Annotated in this window: 12 protein-coding genes and 1 other RNA gene; 6 read left to right on the plus strand and 7 right to left on the minus strand. The window is 41.1% G+C overall.

Features of this window, described 5'->3' with window-relative positions; genetic code table 11:
* Positions 1-235 precede the first annotated feature (235 nt).
* The 5 genes from serC to ffs form a co-directional block, all read right to left on the minus strand.
* On the minus strand, positions 236-1,345 hold the full coding sequence (serC, locus tag FQ083_RS07735) for a 3-phosphoserine/phosphohydroxythreonine transaminase (protein ID WP_149409445.1): 1,110 nt from the start codon (positions 1,343-1,345) through the stop codon (positions 236-238).
* A gap of 151 nt (positions 1,346-1,496) precedes the next feature.
* Positions 1,497-2,357, minus strand: a complete 861-nt coding sequence (locus FQ083_RS07740; protein ID WP_149409446.1) for a hypothetical protein — start codon at positions 2,355-2,357, stop codon at positions 1,497-1,499.
* A gap of 105 nt (positions 2,358-2,462) precedes the next feature.
* Positions 2,463-5,402 (minus strand): M48 family metalloprotease, encoded by a 2,940-nt coding sequence (locus FQ083_RS07745; protein WP_149409447.1) that lies wholly within the window; start codon positions 5,400-5,402, stop codon positions 2,463-2,465.
* A 58-nt stretch (positions 5,403-5,460) separates the two neighbouring features.
* The gene (locus tag FQ083_RS07750) at positions 5,461-6,057 is read right to left on the minus strand and encodes a LemA family protein (protein WP_149409448.1); all 597 of its coding nucleotides are present in this window, start codon (positions 6,055-6,057) and stop codon (positions 5,461-5,463) included.
* A gap of 205 nt (positions 6,058-6,262) precedes the next feature.
* Positions 6,263-6,359: signal recognition particle sRNA small type (gene ffs / locus FQ083_RS07755), an RNA gene on the minus strand.
* 244 nt (positions 6,360-6,603) lie between these two features.
* Here ffs and FQ083_RS07760 point away from each other — a divergent pair.
* The gene (locus FQ083_RS07760; RefSeq protein WP_133104620.1) at positions 6,604-7,320 is read left to right on the plus strand and encodes an SIMPL domain-containing protein; all 717 of its coding nucleotides are present in this window, start codon (positions 6,604-6,606) and stop codon (positions 7,318-7,320) included.
* A gap of 98 nt (positions 7,321-7,418) precedes the next feature.
* Here FQ083_RS07760 and FQ083_RS07765 read toward each other — a convergent pair whose 3' ends face one another.
* Both FQ083_RS07765 and glnA read right to left on the minus strand, forming a co-directional pair.
* A complete protein-coding gene (locus FQ083_RS07765; RefSeq protein ID WP_149409449.1) occupies positions 7,419-8,240 on the minus strand; it encodes a DUF4124 domain-containing protein in 822 nt (273 codons plus the stop codon).
* 190 nt (positions 8,241-8,430) lie between these two features.
* Entirely contained in the window at positions 8,431-9,840 is a 1,410-nt protein-coding gene (gene glnA / locus FQ083_RS07770; protein WP_011513771.1) for a type I glutamate--ammonia ligase, read from the minus strand.
* 749 nt (positions 9,841-10,589) lie between these two features.
* Here glnA and FQ083_RS07775 point away from each other — a divergent pair.
* The 5 genes from FQ083_RS07775 to FQ083_RS07795 all read left to right on the plus strand — a co-directional run bounded on the left by FQ083_RS07775 (position 10,590) and on the right by FQ083_RS07795 (position 14,979).
* Positions 10,590-11,213, plus strand: a complete 624-nt coding sequence (locus FQ083_RS07775) for an anthranilate synthase component II (protein WP_149409450.1) — start codon at positions 10,590-10,592, stop codon at positions 11,211-11,213.
* A 45-nt stretch (positions 11,214-11,258) separates the two neighbouring features.
* Entirely contained in the window at positions 11,259-12,398 is a 1,140-nt protein-coding gene (gene trpD, locus FQ083_RS07780) for an anthranilate phosphoribosyltransferase (RefSeq protein ID WP_011513773.1), read from the plus strand.
* A 63-nt stretch (positions 12,399-12,461) separates the two neighbouring features.
* Positions 12,462-13,349 (plus strand): indole-3-glycerol phosphate synthase TrpC, encoded by an 888-nt coding sequence (trpC, locus tag FQ083_RS07785; RefSeq protein ID WP_149409451.1) that lies wholly within the window; start codon positions 12,462-12,464, stop codon positions 13,347-13,349.
* A 103-nt stretch (positions 13,350-13,452) separates the two neighbouring features.
* Positions 13,453-14,184, plus strand: coding sequence for a Smr/MutS family protein (locus tag FQ083_RS07790; protein ID WP_011513775.1), 732 nt, complete (start codon positions 13,453-13,455; stop codon positions 14,182-14,184).
* Between the two features lie 306 nt (positions 14,185-14,490).
* The gene (locus tag FQ083_RS07795; protein WP_262881018.1) at positions 14,491-14,979 is read left to right on the plus strand and encodes a DNA-3-methyladenine glycosylase family protein; all 489 of its coding nucleotides are present in this window, start codon (positions 14,491-14,493) and stop codon (positions 14,977-14,979) included.
* Positions 14,980-14,994 lie beyond the last annotated feature (15 nt).

The following is a 14,994-nucleotide window of genomic DNA, read 5'->3' on the forward strand; positions in this document are numbered from 1 at the left end:
ACAAACCCCTGTGCTAGCCCAATGAATATGGTGATAATTGACTAAAGTGCTGCAAAATAATTGAAAGCAGTAAGTGCCACAAAATTTTATCATAACAAACTTAGATTTTTTAACCTAATGGTTTGCAGCGTGAAAGTGACTCTATGACACATTATTCACCAATGATAAGCATCAATGCTCATAAAAAAAGACGCAACTCATAAAAGTGCGTCTTTTTTCCAAAAACTGTACTGACTTAGGCGTGCTTCTTTTCAAACGCAATCATAAAGTCGACCAGCTGCTGTACCCAGTCTAGCGACACCGCATTGTAGATGCTAGCACGCATACCGCCAACATCGCGGTGACCTTTTAGATGCAGTAAACCTGCGGCTTCTGACTCTTCTAAAAATACTTTATCAAGACTGCTGTCAGCCAATGTAAACGGGACGTTCATGATAGAACGATACTTAGTGTCGACTGGATTGCTATAAAAGCGACTATCATCAATCGTTTTATAGAGCAAATTCGCTTTTTGTTGATTGATTTTTCCGATAGCAGCAACGCCGCCTTGCTCTTCTAACCAATCAAAGACCAGCCCTGCCAAGTACCAAGAGTACGTCGCTGGCGTGTTCGACATAGATTCTTTTTCGGCTTGGTGTTCATAGTTCATGAGTAACGGGCACCACTCACTTGCCTGCCCTAATAAGTCTTCGCGAATGATGACAATAATTAGCCCTGCTGGACCAATATTCTTTTGCGCACCAGCATAAATCATCCCAAATTTAGACACATCAATCGGTTGTGACAAAATGCAAGATGACATATCAACGATAATAGGCGCATCAACTTTCGGTGGCTCAAATACTTGCAAACCATGAATGGTCTCATTGGCACAGTAGTGGAAATACGCCGCATCTTCGCTCAGGTTCCAGTCACTTTGGTCTGGCACGTCGGTAAAGTTACTGTCTTTGCCTGTTGCCACCAGATTAACTTCACCAAGGCCTAAATTAGCATAACGTTGCGCTTCTTTAATGGCTTTTCCTGACCAAGCACCAGTAGTGAGGTAGTCACCGCGTCCACCATTTAACAGATTTAATGGAATGGCTGAAAACTGTAAGCTGGCACCACCTTGCAAAAACAGCACTTTATAATTGTCTGGAATATCCATCAATGAGCGCAGTTTGGCTTCAGCTTTTTCAGTAATCGCGATGTATTCTTTACTACGATGGCTGATTTCCATCACCGATACGCCGCGTCCTTGCCAGTCTAGCAACTCTTCTTGAGCACGTGATAACACGGCGGTCGGTATAGTAGCAGGTCCTGCTGAAAAATTAGGTACACGGTTAGGAGCGGCTTTGGTAGTCATAATCATTATCCTAAATATGATAAAATCATCGTTGTTAGTTGGGATTTAAAACTTATGGGATTTAAAAGTTAACCATTGAAATACTTTTTACGTTTTTATTTTATTGGCTAACGACTATGTTGCTTATAAAAAATAATCAAAACTTTCACTGTTAATCAGCCGAACCAGAAATCATCTCCCAAAGCGTGCGCTTCAAGCGACTATCAGTAAGCATTTCATCTAACGTCGGTGCAGCAGTCAAATCGGGATGCTCAAGCCCTTCAGGTAACGCAGTCAACGCCAATACCTTTATTTCTTCTTCGCAGCGTCCAATTTTAAAGACATGTCCAGCAAAACTGGCATTGGCAAGCTCAGCCGTATCCATGCCTTCACAGATAGGGAATGATGTTGTCTCACAAGAGATTGATAGCGCTTGTGTGATATTTTGCCACAGTTTTTGGCTGTCATTATTAAGCGCTTGAATATCAGCAATGATTACCCAATCGCCATAACGACCACCTTGTAAGTCGAACGGTGCTACCTTAAGGGTATGGTCATAATGACTGTCATTAGAAAATACCTGCTCATCAAACAGGGCAACGTCTTGTTGAACGACCGAATCTACCTTAGAACCAACTGCGGTATCAGGGCTGACTGCATCAAAACTATAAGTAACTGGGCTTTGCTTGTTAAAGATATGCGCGCTTATATCTTGGAGGTCGTCAGTTCCCGCTTCATTATATGGATAAGCAGAGACATCATGGTCAGCACTGCTATCTAATATTTTAACGTTTTCTTCATCTGGATTTACGATGCTGACAACTGGCTGTTCATTATTTGGCTGTGTCTTGACATTGCTAGTAGTAGAATCAGACTGAACCATACTAGGCATGACAGTAGATGCTGCAATATCACTGATATTAAAAGTTTCTGAGCTTGGCTGCACCCACTGATTGATACCCATCATCGCTAAAATCTGACGCTGCTGTACACGGTGCTGTAATACCAGCTGCGGGTCTTGGATATCACTCATGCGACTCTACTATCCTACTTATATAAAATGGGTTTACAGGCTTTTACTGTCAAAAACGATGCTAACCATTACTTGACGCATTAACTATAAAATCGTCTAATCTACCTAAAAAAGCTGTCTAACACCAAGCCAGTGCTCTGCCAGTATCGTTAAGCAATCATATTCATCTTGGCTGACTATCGTATCGTGTAACATCACTGTATGCAATGTACTTAGCCATTGACGATAATTGCTAACTATATATAGATTATCAGTAATGACATCATCAATATGGCTGTTTTTTATAGCGCTATTATACTCTATTTGACCATCACTCTGCTGCCTGTCTTGATAATTATCACCAGCCTTTTCACTGTCTATGCTTGATGATATAAAAACAGGCACTGCTTCTATCAATGCCAATAATTGCACACTATTTAAATTTTGTGCAGTCAATAGTAGCCATTGCAAATTTGCATCGCTCACTGCTGTTAAATCAATATCAATCAGACGTGCATGACGGCGTACATATACAACATAATTGGACACACTAAAACTTCTATCCCTCAGAGCTGATGCTACCTGACCTTTGACATCTTTTGATAATCGGTAGGCCAGTAGCGTTAATATTGTTTTTTCAGCGTTGCCAAGGCTGTTAAAAACCTGACCTGATGGATCAAGCTGGGCATAAATATCATCTAAACCAGCTCGTAATTCCAGTTTCCATGATTCATTGGCGCTTGATAAATTATGGTTTAAAACACCAGACAGTATAGGCAGTAGTTGCTGTAAGTGCAGCGCCTGCCATAATGACAAAATTGATGGTGACCGAGAGACTGTATTCTCTGAGCGCTTGAATACTGGTTTAGGCTTATCAATATAACTATCATCGTTGGCTATATTATCAGCAAAATTTCTGCTCAAATCGACGATTAATTGACTTTTAAACAGCTGAATGATGCCTTGCTGATAGCGCATCAGCATGGTACGAGATTTTGTTTGCTGTCTATAATATAGATGGCTTTGGTGACTATAGCTACTTTCACTTTTTAGGCGTAATTCATTTATCACGCTTTTAGATAAATTATGTTGGGATAGTTGCTTTATAGCAAATATTATCAAAGCACTATCTAACCGCCGATCAATACCAGCAACCATTTCTAGTAACTGCTGGTCTATGGTATGCGGCAATATTTTCTGATCGCTCATTGTATCAATTCGAGGTTTTACATTAGACGTAGAGCTAGTGCTACTATCGGTCGTAGTCACTACCCTGTCTTTAGGAATACCACTCCAGATATCTGATAAATCATAAGTGGCAATTGTAGACAATATGCAACCTTGATGGCATAACATCACTGCCTCAATCAAAGCCTGCGCACCCCGCGGATGGTAACTGTGATTAAGCACATATTGTGGCAATGACACCTTGTTTATATCAGCAGTACTGATTAAATTTTTTGCCAGCAGGTCGCTATCATGCTTTGCTTGCCATGGCCTTATCAGCTGACGTGTACCAATAGAGATTGCTTCAACTTTTAAACGCCCATCAACTATCACATCCTTCTCTACAGAAAAATCAAGACCTGAGTCCGTGTCTAACTCACTACTTATCTCTGTATCATTGTTCTTATAAATACTAGGTGATGGCTGAGATTGAAGTATGATTTTTTCTGGCGATTCTTTACTTAGGCTATTATTTCTTCTTTTTAGGCTATTTGCTGTTATTACTCCCCAATCACCCAGCCGGCGCTGCTCATAAACTTCTTGTACTTTCTTCTGATTAATACGTTTTTCTTTGGCAACTTGTATGGCAAAGTCGTGATAAGTATTGGCATTAATGGCGCTCATACGCTCACTCAAACTTGGATGAGTGGCAAACCATGAGACATCGCCTAGGTCCGCGCCGCTACTGGCAAAGAAAAAATGACTAAGTCCGTTAATATCGGCGATACCTGTCAAGCGCGAACCCAAGGAATCTTGATGAATGGCTTGCAAGGTTTTCATAATTGCTGGCGAGCGTGTGAGCTGTATGCTGGTCGCATCGGCTAGCAATTCACGCTCGCGGTTAAAGCTGTGCTTGATTAGTTGGGCACTTGCCATGCTAGAGAAGCTCAACCCATGTATTAGTAATGTCCAGATATTACGCGGTGCTTGTCGATCTATTACAGGTCTATTTTGCAACCATTTCGACTGACGCTTGGCTGAGGACTGCTGTTGTTGTGATTGCTGCTGCCAGTAAGTGACCCACTCACTATGAGTGGTAAAACGGGCGGTTTGCGCCTCTGTACTGCGTGCAAAATGATCAACTTGTCTCTGTGATAGAGACTGATGGGAAGTGATATCAGTATCAAGGGAACGATGATTGGAAATTGGATCACTCCAGTCATAGAGTAATTGTAAGCCTGCCAGCACAACCATTAGTTGTAGATTAAACTTGGCATCACCATGTAATAGATGACCATATTCGTGCCCTATCAGACCATATAGCCCCTCATCAGACAATTTATCAAGCGCGCCTTGGGTAACTACAAGCGCCATATCTTGACTATGACGACCAGCAACGAATCCATTGATGCCTTGCTCGTTAGGCAACACATATAATATTGGCATACTAAAACCTGAAGCAATCGCTAGCTGCTGGGCAATCTCATAATAGCGACGATAAACAGGCGGGAAATCACGCTCATCACGTACCGCAATTTGGCGTGCACTGAAGCGAACCTTTGGTGCAGGCTCATGCTGATGGGCAACCCCTTGACTATGCTCCCACGCATCTTGGCTATGGTCAATAAATAGCCGAACCCCGCCCACACGCTGAGCAATAGCGCGACCACCCGCTTCTAAACGTCTGTACTCTAAAAAACTGCCAATGACAAAGCTACCGATTATCCAGACCACAACCAGTATCAACACCCAATGATCAATGCCACCAGTAAATATCGTCAGCAGCAGCGCCATGATACCCAGCGCTACTGCCAGATGTGCAAAGACAATGAGAAAAAATAGCCCATAGAGCAACAGACTTCGCTGAGTACGGGTGCGCTGTTCACCAAAAAAATCCATCTAGTTGCCTGACTTAAAAATAGCTAAACGCATTTAAGCATACGAACGTAATGAAACATCAGCCTATATTGACGACAGGTGCTTGTGCAATCGCTTTTCTATCTTCAAAGACCAATGGACTGAGAGGACGAAAACTAAAAGTCGTGCTAATCAGATTATTGGGAAATACCTCGCGGTCATTGTTGTAGAACATGACGCTGTCATTATAGTGCTGACGGGCAAAGCCAATGCGGTTCTCAGTATTGGTCAGCTCATCCATTAACTCTTTAATCATGCTGTCAGCTTTTAGCTCAGGATACGCTTCCACGACAGCTGAGAACTGTCCTAATGCTTTGGACAACATACTCTCAGCCTTGGCAAATAGCGCCATGTGTTCAAGCGAGTCTGGCTGATGCTTGCTAGAATCCTGCAGACTCTGAGCATGGTTGCGCGCACTAATAACGCGTATCAGCGTCTCTTCCTCGTGAGACAAGTAACGTCTTGTAGTTTCGACTAGGTTTGGAATCAAATCATGACGACGTTTTAGCTGTACATCTATCTGCGCAAAACCATTTTTTGCTTGATTACGGGCGCGTACCAACTTATTGAATATTGATGTACCAAAAATCATTACTAATACAACCACTACAATGAATGACCAAACAAACACTTTCATCGTCAGACTCCAATACGCTTTGTATTAACCTTATTGTTAATAAAAGTTACTGTATTGTATTTTAACTTATATAGTTTACTAAAAGTTCAAAATAAGACAAAAGACAGGTGAAAAAAAAGCCCTTTATAATGAAGGGCTTATTATCAGTATTCAATATTTTGGCTTATTTATATTTTATTATCAAATTTTTGGCAAAAAAAAGCGACCCCAAAAGCACATCCTCGGCACACATTATAACTATTACCGTTGCTACCTTCCGGTCCTGGCGGGATTCATAGAACAATGTTGCGAGGCTACCAATGGGGCCACCAGCTGCAGATTATACAAGAATTTTTCATTATTACAACCCCAATCGTAAAACTGTTCGCTTTTTATACTATATGCGCCTGTAACTTAAGTGACAAAATTCTCACAGCGATACTTTTAAATTTTGCTATTTTAGCTAAGAAGCTTAAATGCTATAAAAAATGCCAAATAAATAAAATGCATTTTTATGGCTTTCAAATTAACTTCTTCAAACACAATTACATCATTCAGGAGATTATGATGAAAAACATATTAACTAGTAAAGCTGCTCTCAGCACTGGTACAGCGCTTTTATTAACAGCGATGATGGGAAGCGCTCATGCAGCACCAACTGGCTACGACCAACTTACTTTTCAGGCAGAAGTAAAAGAAGAGATTCAAAACGATGAAGTCACTGCTAGCTTATATAAAAAAGCACAGGCAACCGATGCAAAAGCATTAGCAACCACATTAAACACTTCGATTAATAATGCTTTGAAAATCGCTAAACGCTACCCAACTGTCACTGTCAGTACAGGGCAACAGCGTACCTACCCACGCTATGATAAAAGCAATAAAATCATTGGCTGGACAGGACAGGCAAATATAGACCTAAAAAGTACGGATTTTACCGCAACTAGCCAGCTGATTGCTGATTTACAAGAAACCTTAGTGATGGAAAATCTTAGCTTTGGTGTTTCAGATATCAAAAAGAATGCACTAGAGCAAAAACTAATGACCGAAGCTTCTCGCGCCTTTCAGCAGCAAGCTAAAAATATGACCCGTGCTTGGGATGCACGCGGCTATCGTGTCGTCAATGTCAATCTAAACACTGGTAGCAATTATCCGCGCCCGATGTATAATGCAATGAGTATGAAAGCTGAGAGTGCTGATGCGTCTGTACCAAGCCAAAACTTTGAATCTGGTAACAGCACCATCTCAGTCACTGCCAATGGTACGATTGAGTTGACTAAATAAAATACAGTCAAAGTTATATGAAAAGATGAGTATGAATAAAGGCAATCGCTGATATCAGTGATTGCCTTTATTTTTTAGATAACATTATTCATCATAGGCTAATTTATAGCTGGTTGCTCAAGAGTCATAGGTGTGTCTACTTGTGGTTTATTAAAGGTTTGCATATTAGGCTGTTTGCCATCTTGACGCAGTTTTAACAACACCTTTTGATGCCAAGGCAAGCGCTGATAAGCCAAAAGCTGCTCAGCAATTTTTTTATTATTTTGCAATGTCTGCGTATTTTGAATCACATAAACAGTTCGTGATATTTGCTTTAACGTCTGCCCTTTCGCGTTTTTAATCATAGCATGAATAACATGAGAGCCCGGTAGGATATCAACCGTAGAAATTGAGGCACTTAAACCTTGGGCTACCTCATTACCATCAAGCGTAATACTCACACTATCTCCTACTTGTAGTGCAGGTTTAATTTGTAGAGTGACCACGATACTTTGCGCCGGACGACGATAGGCGCGCTCTTCGCTAGGCTCAATCATCGTTAATTGATAACTGACGCGTGGTGCTTGAATTGCGCTTGAAGCACTTGCCATCGCTGGCGGTGTTGCATTGCTAGTGACCATTGGCTTAGCAGGTGCAATAGGATTACTATCTACTGCGGTGCTGTTATTAGTAGCATTATTGGACGTAGAGTGAGTGTCCGTTATAACAGAAGTTTCACTAATTTTCTTGCCCGGTTTATTTTCGTAGTTCTGCGGGCGATCGGTAAAGGTGACTTGACCCGTTTTTTCATCAATGACTTTATAAATAGCAGCGGCATTTGCAACAGGCATCCAAAGACTAGCCGTGCTAACTATAAAACCCGTCAGCAGGCTTAAAGTCACACTTTTATTCAAAAGATTACTTTTTGATAATAGAGTCATAGTCAGTCAGCCTAATAGATACTTATTATTATATAGATGAAACTATTATGCGTTACTTTTCATATTAAAGCAGTATCCTCTGCACAGAAATTTTGTCAGCTCAGTCAACATAGATATTCAAGAGCAAAAAAAACCAGCTAAGATCTACTTAACTGGTTTTTTATTGAGCTTTTAAATTTTTAACGACAAATTAGCAGCTGTAATATAAGTCAAATTCTACTGGATGTACAGTAATGTTGACGCGCTGTGCTTCTTCTTGTTTTAGAGCAATATAAGCCTCTAACATCTCTTTGGTAAATACATCGCCTTTTAATAAGAACTCATGATCATCTTTTAGTGCTTGTAGCGCCACTTCTAAGTTTTCAGCGACCGTTGGGATTAGTGCTTCTTCTTCTGGTGGCAAATCATATAAATTTTTATCAGCCGCTTCACCTGGATGCATTTTGTTTTGAATACCGTCAATACCAGCCATCAACAACGCCGCAAACGCTAGATATGGGTTGGCTGCTGGATCAGGGAAACGTGCTTCAACACGCACTGCTTTTGGGCTACTAACGTGCGGAATACGGATAGACGCTGAACGGTTAGATGCTGAGTACGCAAGCTTGATAGGCGCTTCATAATGTGGCACAAGGCGCTTATAGCTGTTGGTTGATGGATTGGTAATCGCATTAAGTGCACGAGCGTGTTTAATGATACCACCGACAAAATACAATGCCGTTTCAGACAAGCCCGCATATTCATCACCAGAGAAAGTATTGACACCATCTTTTGAGATTGAGATATGGACGTGCATACCAGAACCATTATCACCAACGATAGGCTTTGGCATAAAGGTTGCTGTTTTTCCAAACTGATGAGCAACGTTATGTACGGCATATTTGAGTTTTTGCACTTCATCTGCTTTGCGTACTAGGGTGTTAAAAGCAACGCCAATCTCCAACTGACAAGGCGCAACTTCATGGTGATGGACTTCGATACAACCTTCACCAATCATATCTTCAATGCGATCACACATGACAGTACGCATATCTTGTGCGCTATCAACCGGTGGCACTGGTACATAACCGCCTTTGACACGTGGGCGATGACCCATGTTGCCCCACTCGTAGTCTTTATTAGTTGACCAAGCGGCTTCTTCAGCGACGATTTCATGACTGACACCAGACATGCCCACAGACCATTTTACTTCATCAAACACAAAGAATTCAGGCTCAGGACCAAAATAGGCAGTGTCACCAATACCGGTAGATTTTAAATACTCTTCAGCACGGCGCGCGATAGAGCGTGGATCACGGTCATAACCTTGTAGGGTTGATGGCTCAATGATATCACAAGTCACAACAACCGTAACCGCATCAAAGAATGGGTCAATAAACGCCGTATCAGGATCAGGACGCAAAATCATGTCTGATGCTTCAATCCCTTTCCAACCAGCAATCGATGAGCCATCAAACATTTTGCCATCTTCCATCGATTCTTCATCAACGCTATGAGCTGGAAAGCTCATATGATGCTCTTTACCGCGGGTATCAGTGAAGCGGAAATCAACCCATTTAGCGTTGGATGATTTGATCAGATCAAGTAGTTTATTTGACATAGATAGTTTCCCTAGTGATTATCATGGTACTGAAATTATGGTAATGGCTTTGTATTACTAAACAGTGCTGAGGTTGAAGATAACGGTTTTTACTCGTTATTCATACTAATAGCCAGTATCTGTCTTTATTATTAATGACACATTTTTATCAATCAGACAAATGCAATTGCTATATTAGCAATATCTCGCTAATAATGTTGCACTCTTCAGACGCCGATTGATAAATAGTTTGTGCTGCAAGGCAATACAAGATACTTGTATGCTAGGAAGATGCAACAGCCATGCCAACCTAGCTAGTTTCATTACTCTAGGTCATCATATTTTTAATTTATTACTAACAAATACAGTTAGTTAAATAAAATACAGACTAATTTTCCAGAAAAAATATTGTCTCACATTTGCTTCTAGCAATGAATATTGATGATTCAATATCATAATATAAGCATCATAATAGTGCATCAGTAAGAATATATTTAGTGCATGTGCACCATAGTAGAACATTTATAAATATTTTTTGAAAATATACTTTTTTTAGCAGCGGTAATGGTGCCAAGTTGCCGTTCCATTAACGATTAAACATACTTTTATCTATCGACATTCAATCTATAGAATCATCACATTTGATAGACGACAAAATAATGTTAATATAATAATGCCATAAAATCTTTAACATTAAGTGACATAGCAAACTGTCATACAAATTTATTAATCAATGCCAACAGTAAACATCTCAATAAGTTGAAGCCCTCATGATTCTGATGATCGATAACTACGACAGCTTTACATATAATATTGTACAGTACTTCGGTGAATTGCAGCAGGACATCACCGTTTGTCGTAATGATGAGATTAGCATTGAGGAAATAAAAGCGCTTGCGCCTGACGTCATCGTTATCGGTCCTGGACCTTGCACCCCTGATAGCGCCGGCATCTCACTTGAATTGATTGATACTTTTAAACACATGATACCAATACTGGGTATCTGCTTGGGTCACCAAGCTATTGGACAGGCGTTTGGCGGTAACATAGTCAAAGCAAGCGAAGTGATGCACGGACGCTTATCCGCTATTTACCATAATGGAGAGGGTGTGTTTATGGATTTACCCAATCCTGCACAGTTTACCCGCTATCATTCACTGGTCATTGATAAATCAAGCTTACCAGAAGGCTTTGAAGTCACTGCTTGGACACAACATATCGATGGCAGTATAGAAGAAATCATGGGTATTCGTCACCGTGACTTTGCCATTGAAGGGGTACAGTTTCATCCTGAATCTATTTTAAGTGAGGCCGGCTATCAGCTGCTTAATAACTTTTTACGAGCGCATCATTTGGCTGTTATAGACACCGATAACTTGCCACAGGTAGGCTAGCCGCTAGAAATTATCTAAAAATTTAAAATAATAATAAGTGAGAATATGATGACCACTGCTCCTTTGCAGAATGTACTTTCAAACGTAACCCGTACGCCAGAAGATATCCATCAGTTGTCAGATGACAGTATCCATGAGCTACTAACCACCGCATTAGGTAGGATTTTTCAACACATTGATCTGACCTTTGATGAGATGTATCAAGTGATGCTAATCATCATGCAAGGCAGATGTAGTGATGCCATGATGGGTGCTATTTTGACCGGTCTGCGTATGAAAGGCGAATCAATCGATGAGATTACTGCCTCAGCAAGTGCTATGCGTGCATTAGCGTCAAATATCGCCCCAAAAGACTGTGACTATATGGTCGATATCGTTGGTACAGGTGGTGATGGTGCCAACTTATTTAATGTCTCTACAGCGGCAGCGTTGGTAGCAGCAGCAGCAGGTGCACAAGTTGCCAAACATGGTAACCGCGGTGTTTCAAGCAAATCTGGTAGCTCGGACTTGCTTGAGCAAGCTGGTATCAGTCTATCGCTGACGCCTGAGCAAGCGCAAGCCTGTATCGAAGACCAAGGTATTGGCTTTTTATTTGCGCCAAACCACCATAGCGCCATGCGTTATGCCAATCCAGTACGCCGTGAGCTAAAATCTAGAACGATTTTTAATATTTTAGGTCCACTCACCAACCCTGCTGGTACGCCCAATTTGGTGATTGGCGTCTTTACCGCGCAATTATGTGAACCTTTAGCAAAGGTCATGAAAAATCTAGGCGCGCGCCATGTGATGGTCGTCGGTGCAAAAGATGGTTTGGATGAAATAAGTCTCGCAACCTCGACCACGGTGGCTGAATTAAAAGATGGTGAAATTTCTGTCTATGATATGATGCCAGAGGATGCAGGTATTGATTCACAAACCTTGATTGGGCTTGATGTTGACTCACCAGCGCAAAGCCTCGAGCTAATACGTGCCGCTTTGTCAGGCACAGAGACACATGAACGATCAGTGCTTAAAGCGCGCGATATGATTGCGTTAAATGCAGGCGCAGCGATATATACTGCAGGACTTGCGAGCAACTATCCAAACGGTGTGAGCCGAGCACAAAAAATTATCCAAAATGGCGAGGCTTTAGTGAAGCTTGAGTCTTTGGCACAATATACGCAGCAATTGGCAGCCAATGCTTAACTTATAAGTACATAAACCTAGCCATCATAGACTATTTATCTTTAACCATATTTGGATACCGCCATGACTACTAACAAAACAGTTGGCTCACATATTCCTTCAGTATTACAACGTATTGTTGCTACCAAACATGAAGAGGTTGCTGCTGCTCGTAATCTGTTATCACTTGAGGACTTACAAGCGAAAGTCGCGGCAGATAAACAACCTCGTCGCGGTTTTGCCAGTGCCTTGCGCGCCGCTAATATCGGTATTATTGCTGAGATAAAAAAAGCCTCACCTTCTAAAGGTATTATCAATCACAACTTTGCGCCAGCTTTATTTGCTAAGCAGTATGAGCAATCAGGCGCAAGCTGTCTGTCTGTATTGACAGATCGCGATTACTTCCAAGGTGATGATAGCTACTTGGTCCAAGCACGTGAAGCTTGTGATCTGCCGATATTACGTAAAGATTTTATGATTGATGTCTATCAGATTTATCAGTCATATTTACTTGGTGCAGATTGTATATTACTGATTATGGCGTGCCTTGATGACGTACAGGCGAAAGAGCTACATGCGCTTAGCATCGAGCTTGGTATGGATGTGTTGATAGAAGTGCATACGGCAGAAGAGCTTGAACGTGCCCTACAACTGCCACATTCAGAGCACAATATCTACGGTATCAATAACCGTGACTTAAATACCTTTGATGTGGATTTGCAGACGACACTTGATTTAAAGAACGCCCTATTACGCGAGCTTGCTATTGATGATGCATTTTCTGCTAACCCTAATGATAGCTTGCTACGACCGCTCATCGTAACCGAAAGTGGCATTCACAGCAGTAACGATATCCGCATGATGCTAAGCCATAATATTCAGCACTTTTTAATCGGGGAACAATTTATGAAAACCGATCATCCTGGACAAGCATTACAATCCTTACTTGCGAGCGTCGCAGCACAGGCGTAAAGTAAGTGAGATAGTTTAGATAAAGCTACTATGAAAATAGTCATTATCTTTATTACTTACTCAATTAATCATTTATTCACTAACCAACGATACATTAATTATTATGTCAAACTCTCTATTTTCAAAAGAAATGCAGGACCAACTTAAAGAGCTTAAAGGTCAATTGAGTAAAGGTCGTGATACCGTGTCACCTGATGGCGACGACGGTAAGCCCACTGAGCCTGTCTCGCTATTGACTCAAAAGCAAGTTAAAAAAACCGTCAAACAGATGGATAGCGAACATATTGATGATGATAAAGTCTTGTTCATGCAAGCAATGAATGGTGTCAATCAACTCGACGATAAAAACGTGCGTTCACCTGCCAATGCAGCAAAAGCCAAAAAGCCTGATGCAGCGACACTGTCTAAACGTGCAGCCGCTCAAGGTGGCGAAGCAAGCGACTTGGGCGCTGGTTTATCAGATATGCAGGCTTTATTGAACCCTGTTGCTGGTGAAGCCTATTTATCTTATAAAAACCCTACCCTACAAAACAAAATTTTTACCCAGCTAAAACAAGGTAAATTGCGTTGGTATGATGCTGTAGATATTCATGGTTGCACTATTGAAGAAGCGCGTGTAGCAATGACTCAATTACTCAGCCAAGCAAAGCAAAACAATGAAACATCGGTAAAAATCGTCCATGGTAAAGGTAGTGAAGCGATTCTAAAAACTTGCGTCAACGGTTGGTTACGTCAATTACCAGAAGTGTTGGCATTTTGCTCAGCCCCGCCAAAAGATGGTGGCAATGGCGCTGTATTGGTATTATTAAAAAAGAATAAGCCTGATAGCGAGTAAGCTCTTTGGTTTAAGAACAAAAAAGGACTGCAAATAAGCAGTCTTTTTTTATAGCTGTATTTAACCTATATTCAGTAGGTAGATTTAATTATTTAGGACAAGTTTCTCATAGACCTACAAAATACTGAAATAATAAAAACCGTTAAAAGTCTTAAAAACATCGAAACCGTTAAAACAATTGAAAATAATGAACAGCTCAAACTTCACATCGATGCACTTATTGCTATTGAACCAAAATTTGCTCCTATCTATGAGCAAGTAGGTGCTCCAGACTTAAGACGTAATAATGGCGGCTTTGAGCAGCTAATGAGAGCGATAGTTGGTCAACAGCTATCTGTAGCGGCGGCTTCCAGCATTTGGAAAAAACTGCTTGATGCTAACCTCACCTCACCGCAAACGATTATTCAGGTAGAAGATGATATATTGCGAACACAGGGGTTATCTAAGCAAAAAATTCGTTATACGCGCTCATTGGTTGAACATGATATCGACTTTGAAGCATTAACCACCATAAGTGATAAAGAAGTGCTTGAGATACTCACTGCCGTCATTGGTATTGGCTGTTGGACGGCTGAAATGTACTTATTATTCTCTTTAGGACGAGCTGATGTACTGGCGGTCGATGACTTGGCGATTAAAGTCGCAGCGATGGATTTGCTAGGTCTAGCAGAACGTCCAACACCAAAACAATTAAAGATGGCGACCAAAGATTGGTCGCCACATCGGAGTGCTGCTAGCTTACTACTATGGTCACATTACGGCTGGCTAAATAATAGAAAAGAAGTGCCTTTATAATAGGCTATCTTACTA

This window comes from Psychrobacter sp. ANT_H59, assembly GCF_008369225.1.
Taxonomy (GTDB): domain Bacteria; phylum Pseudomonadota; class Gammaproteobacteria; order Pseudomonadales; family Moraxellaceae; genus Psychrobacter; species Psychrobacter cryohalolentis.

What these genes read in the sequence shown, in the direction of transcription:
- serC (WP_149409445.1), bottom strand. Translation starts at nt 1,345, where the DNA reads ATGACTACCAAAGCCGCTCCTAACCGTGTACCTAATTTTTCAGCAGGA.
- FQ083_RS07740 (WP_149409446.1), bottom strand. Translation starts at nt 2,357, where the DNA reads ATGAGTGATATCCAAGACCCGCAGCTGGTATTACAGCACCGTGTACAG.
- FQ083_RS07745 (WP_149409447.1), bottom strand. Translation starts at nt 5,402, where the DNA reads ATGGATTTTTTTGGTGAACAGCGCACCCGTACTCAGCGAAGTCTGTTG.
- FQ083_RS07750 (WP_149409448.1), bottom strand. Translation starts at nt 6,057, where the DNA reads ATGAAAGTGTTTGTTTGGTCATTCATTGTAGTGGTTGTATTAGTAATG.
- FQ083_RS07760 (WP_133104620.1), top strand. Translation starts at nt 6,604, where the DNA reads ATGAAAAACATATTAACTAGTAAAGCTGCTCTCAGCACTGGTACAGCG.
- FQ083_RS07765 (WP_149409449.1), bottom strand. Translation starts at nt 8,240, where the DNA reads ATGACTCTATTATCAAAAAGTAATCTTTTGAATAAAAGTGTGACTTTA.
- glnA (WP_011513771.1), bottom strand. Translation starts at nt 9,840, where the DNA reads ATGTCAAATAAACTACTTGATCTGATCAAATCATCCAACGCTAAATGG.
- FQ083_RS07775 (WP_149409450.1), top strand. Translation starts at nt 10,590, where the DNA reads ATGATTCTGATGATCGATAACTACGACAGCTTTACATATAATATTGTA.
- trpD (WP_011513773.1), top strand. Translation starts at nt 11,259, where the DNA reads ATGATGACCACTGCTCCTTTGCAGAATGTACTTTCAAACGTAACCCGT.
- trpC (WP_149409451.1), top strand. Translation starts at nt 12,462, where the DNA reads ATGACTACTAACAAAACAGTTGGCTCACATATTCCTTCAGTATTACAA.
- FQ083_RS07790 (WP_011513775.1), top strand. Translation starts at nt 13,453, where the DNA reads ATGTCAAACTCTCTATTTTCAAAAGAAATGCAGGACCAACTTAAAGAG.
- FQ083_RS07795 (WP_262881018.1), top strand. Translation starts at nt 14,491, where the DNA reads ATGAGAGCGATAGTTGGTCAACAGCTATCTGTAGCGGCGGCTTCCAGC.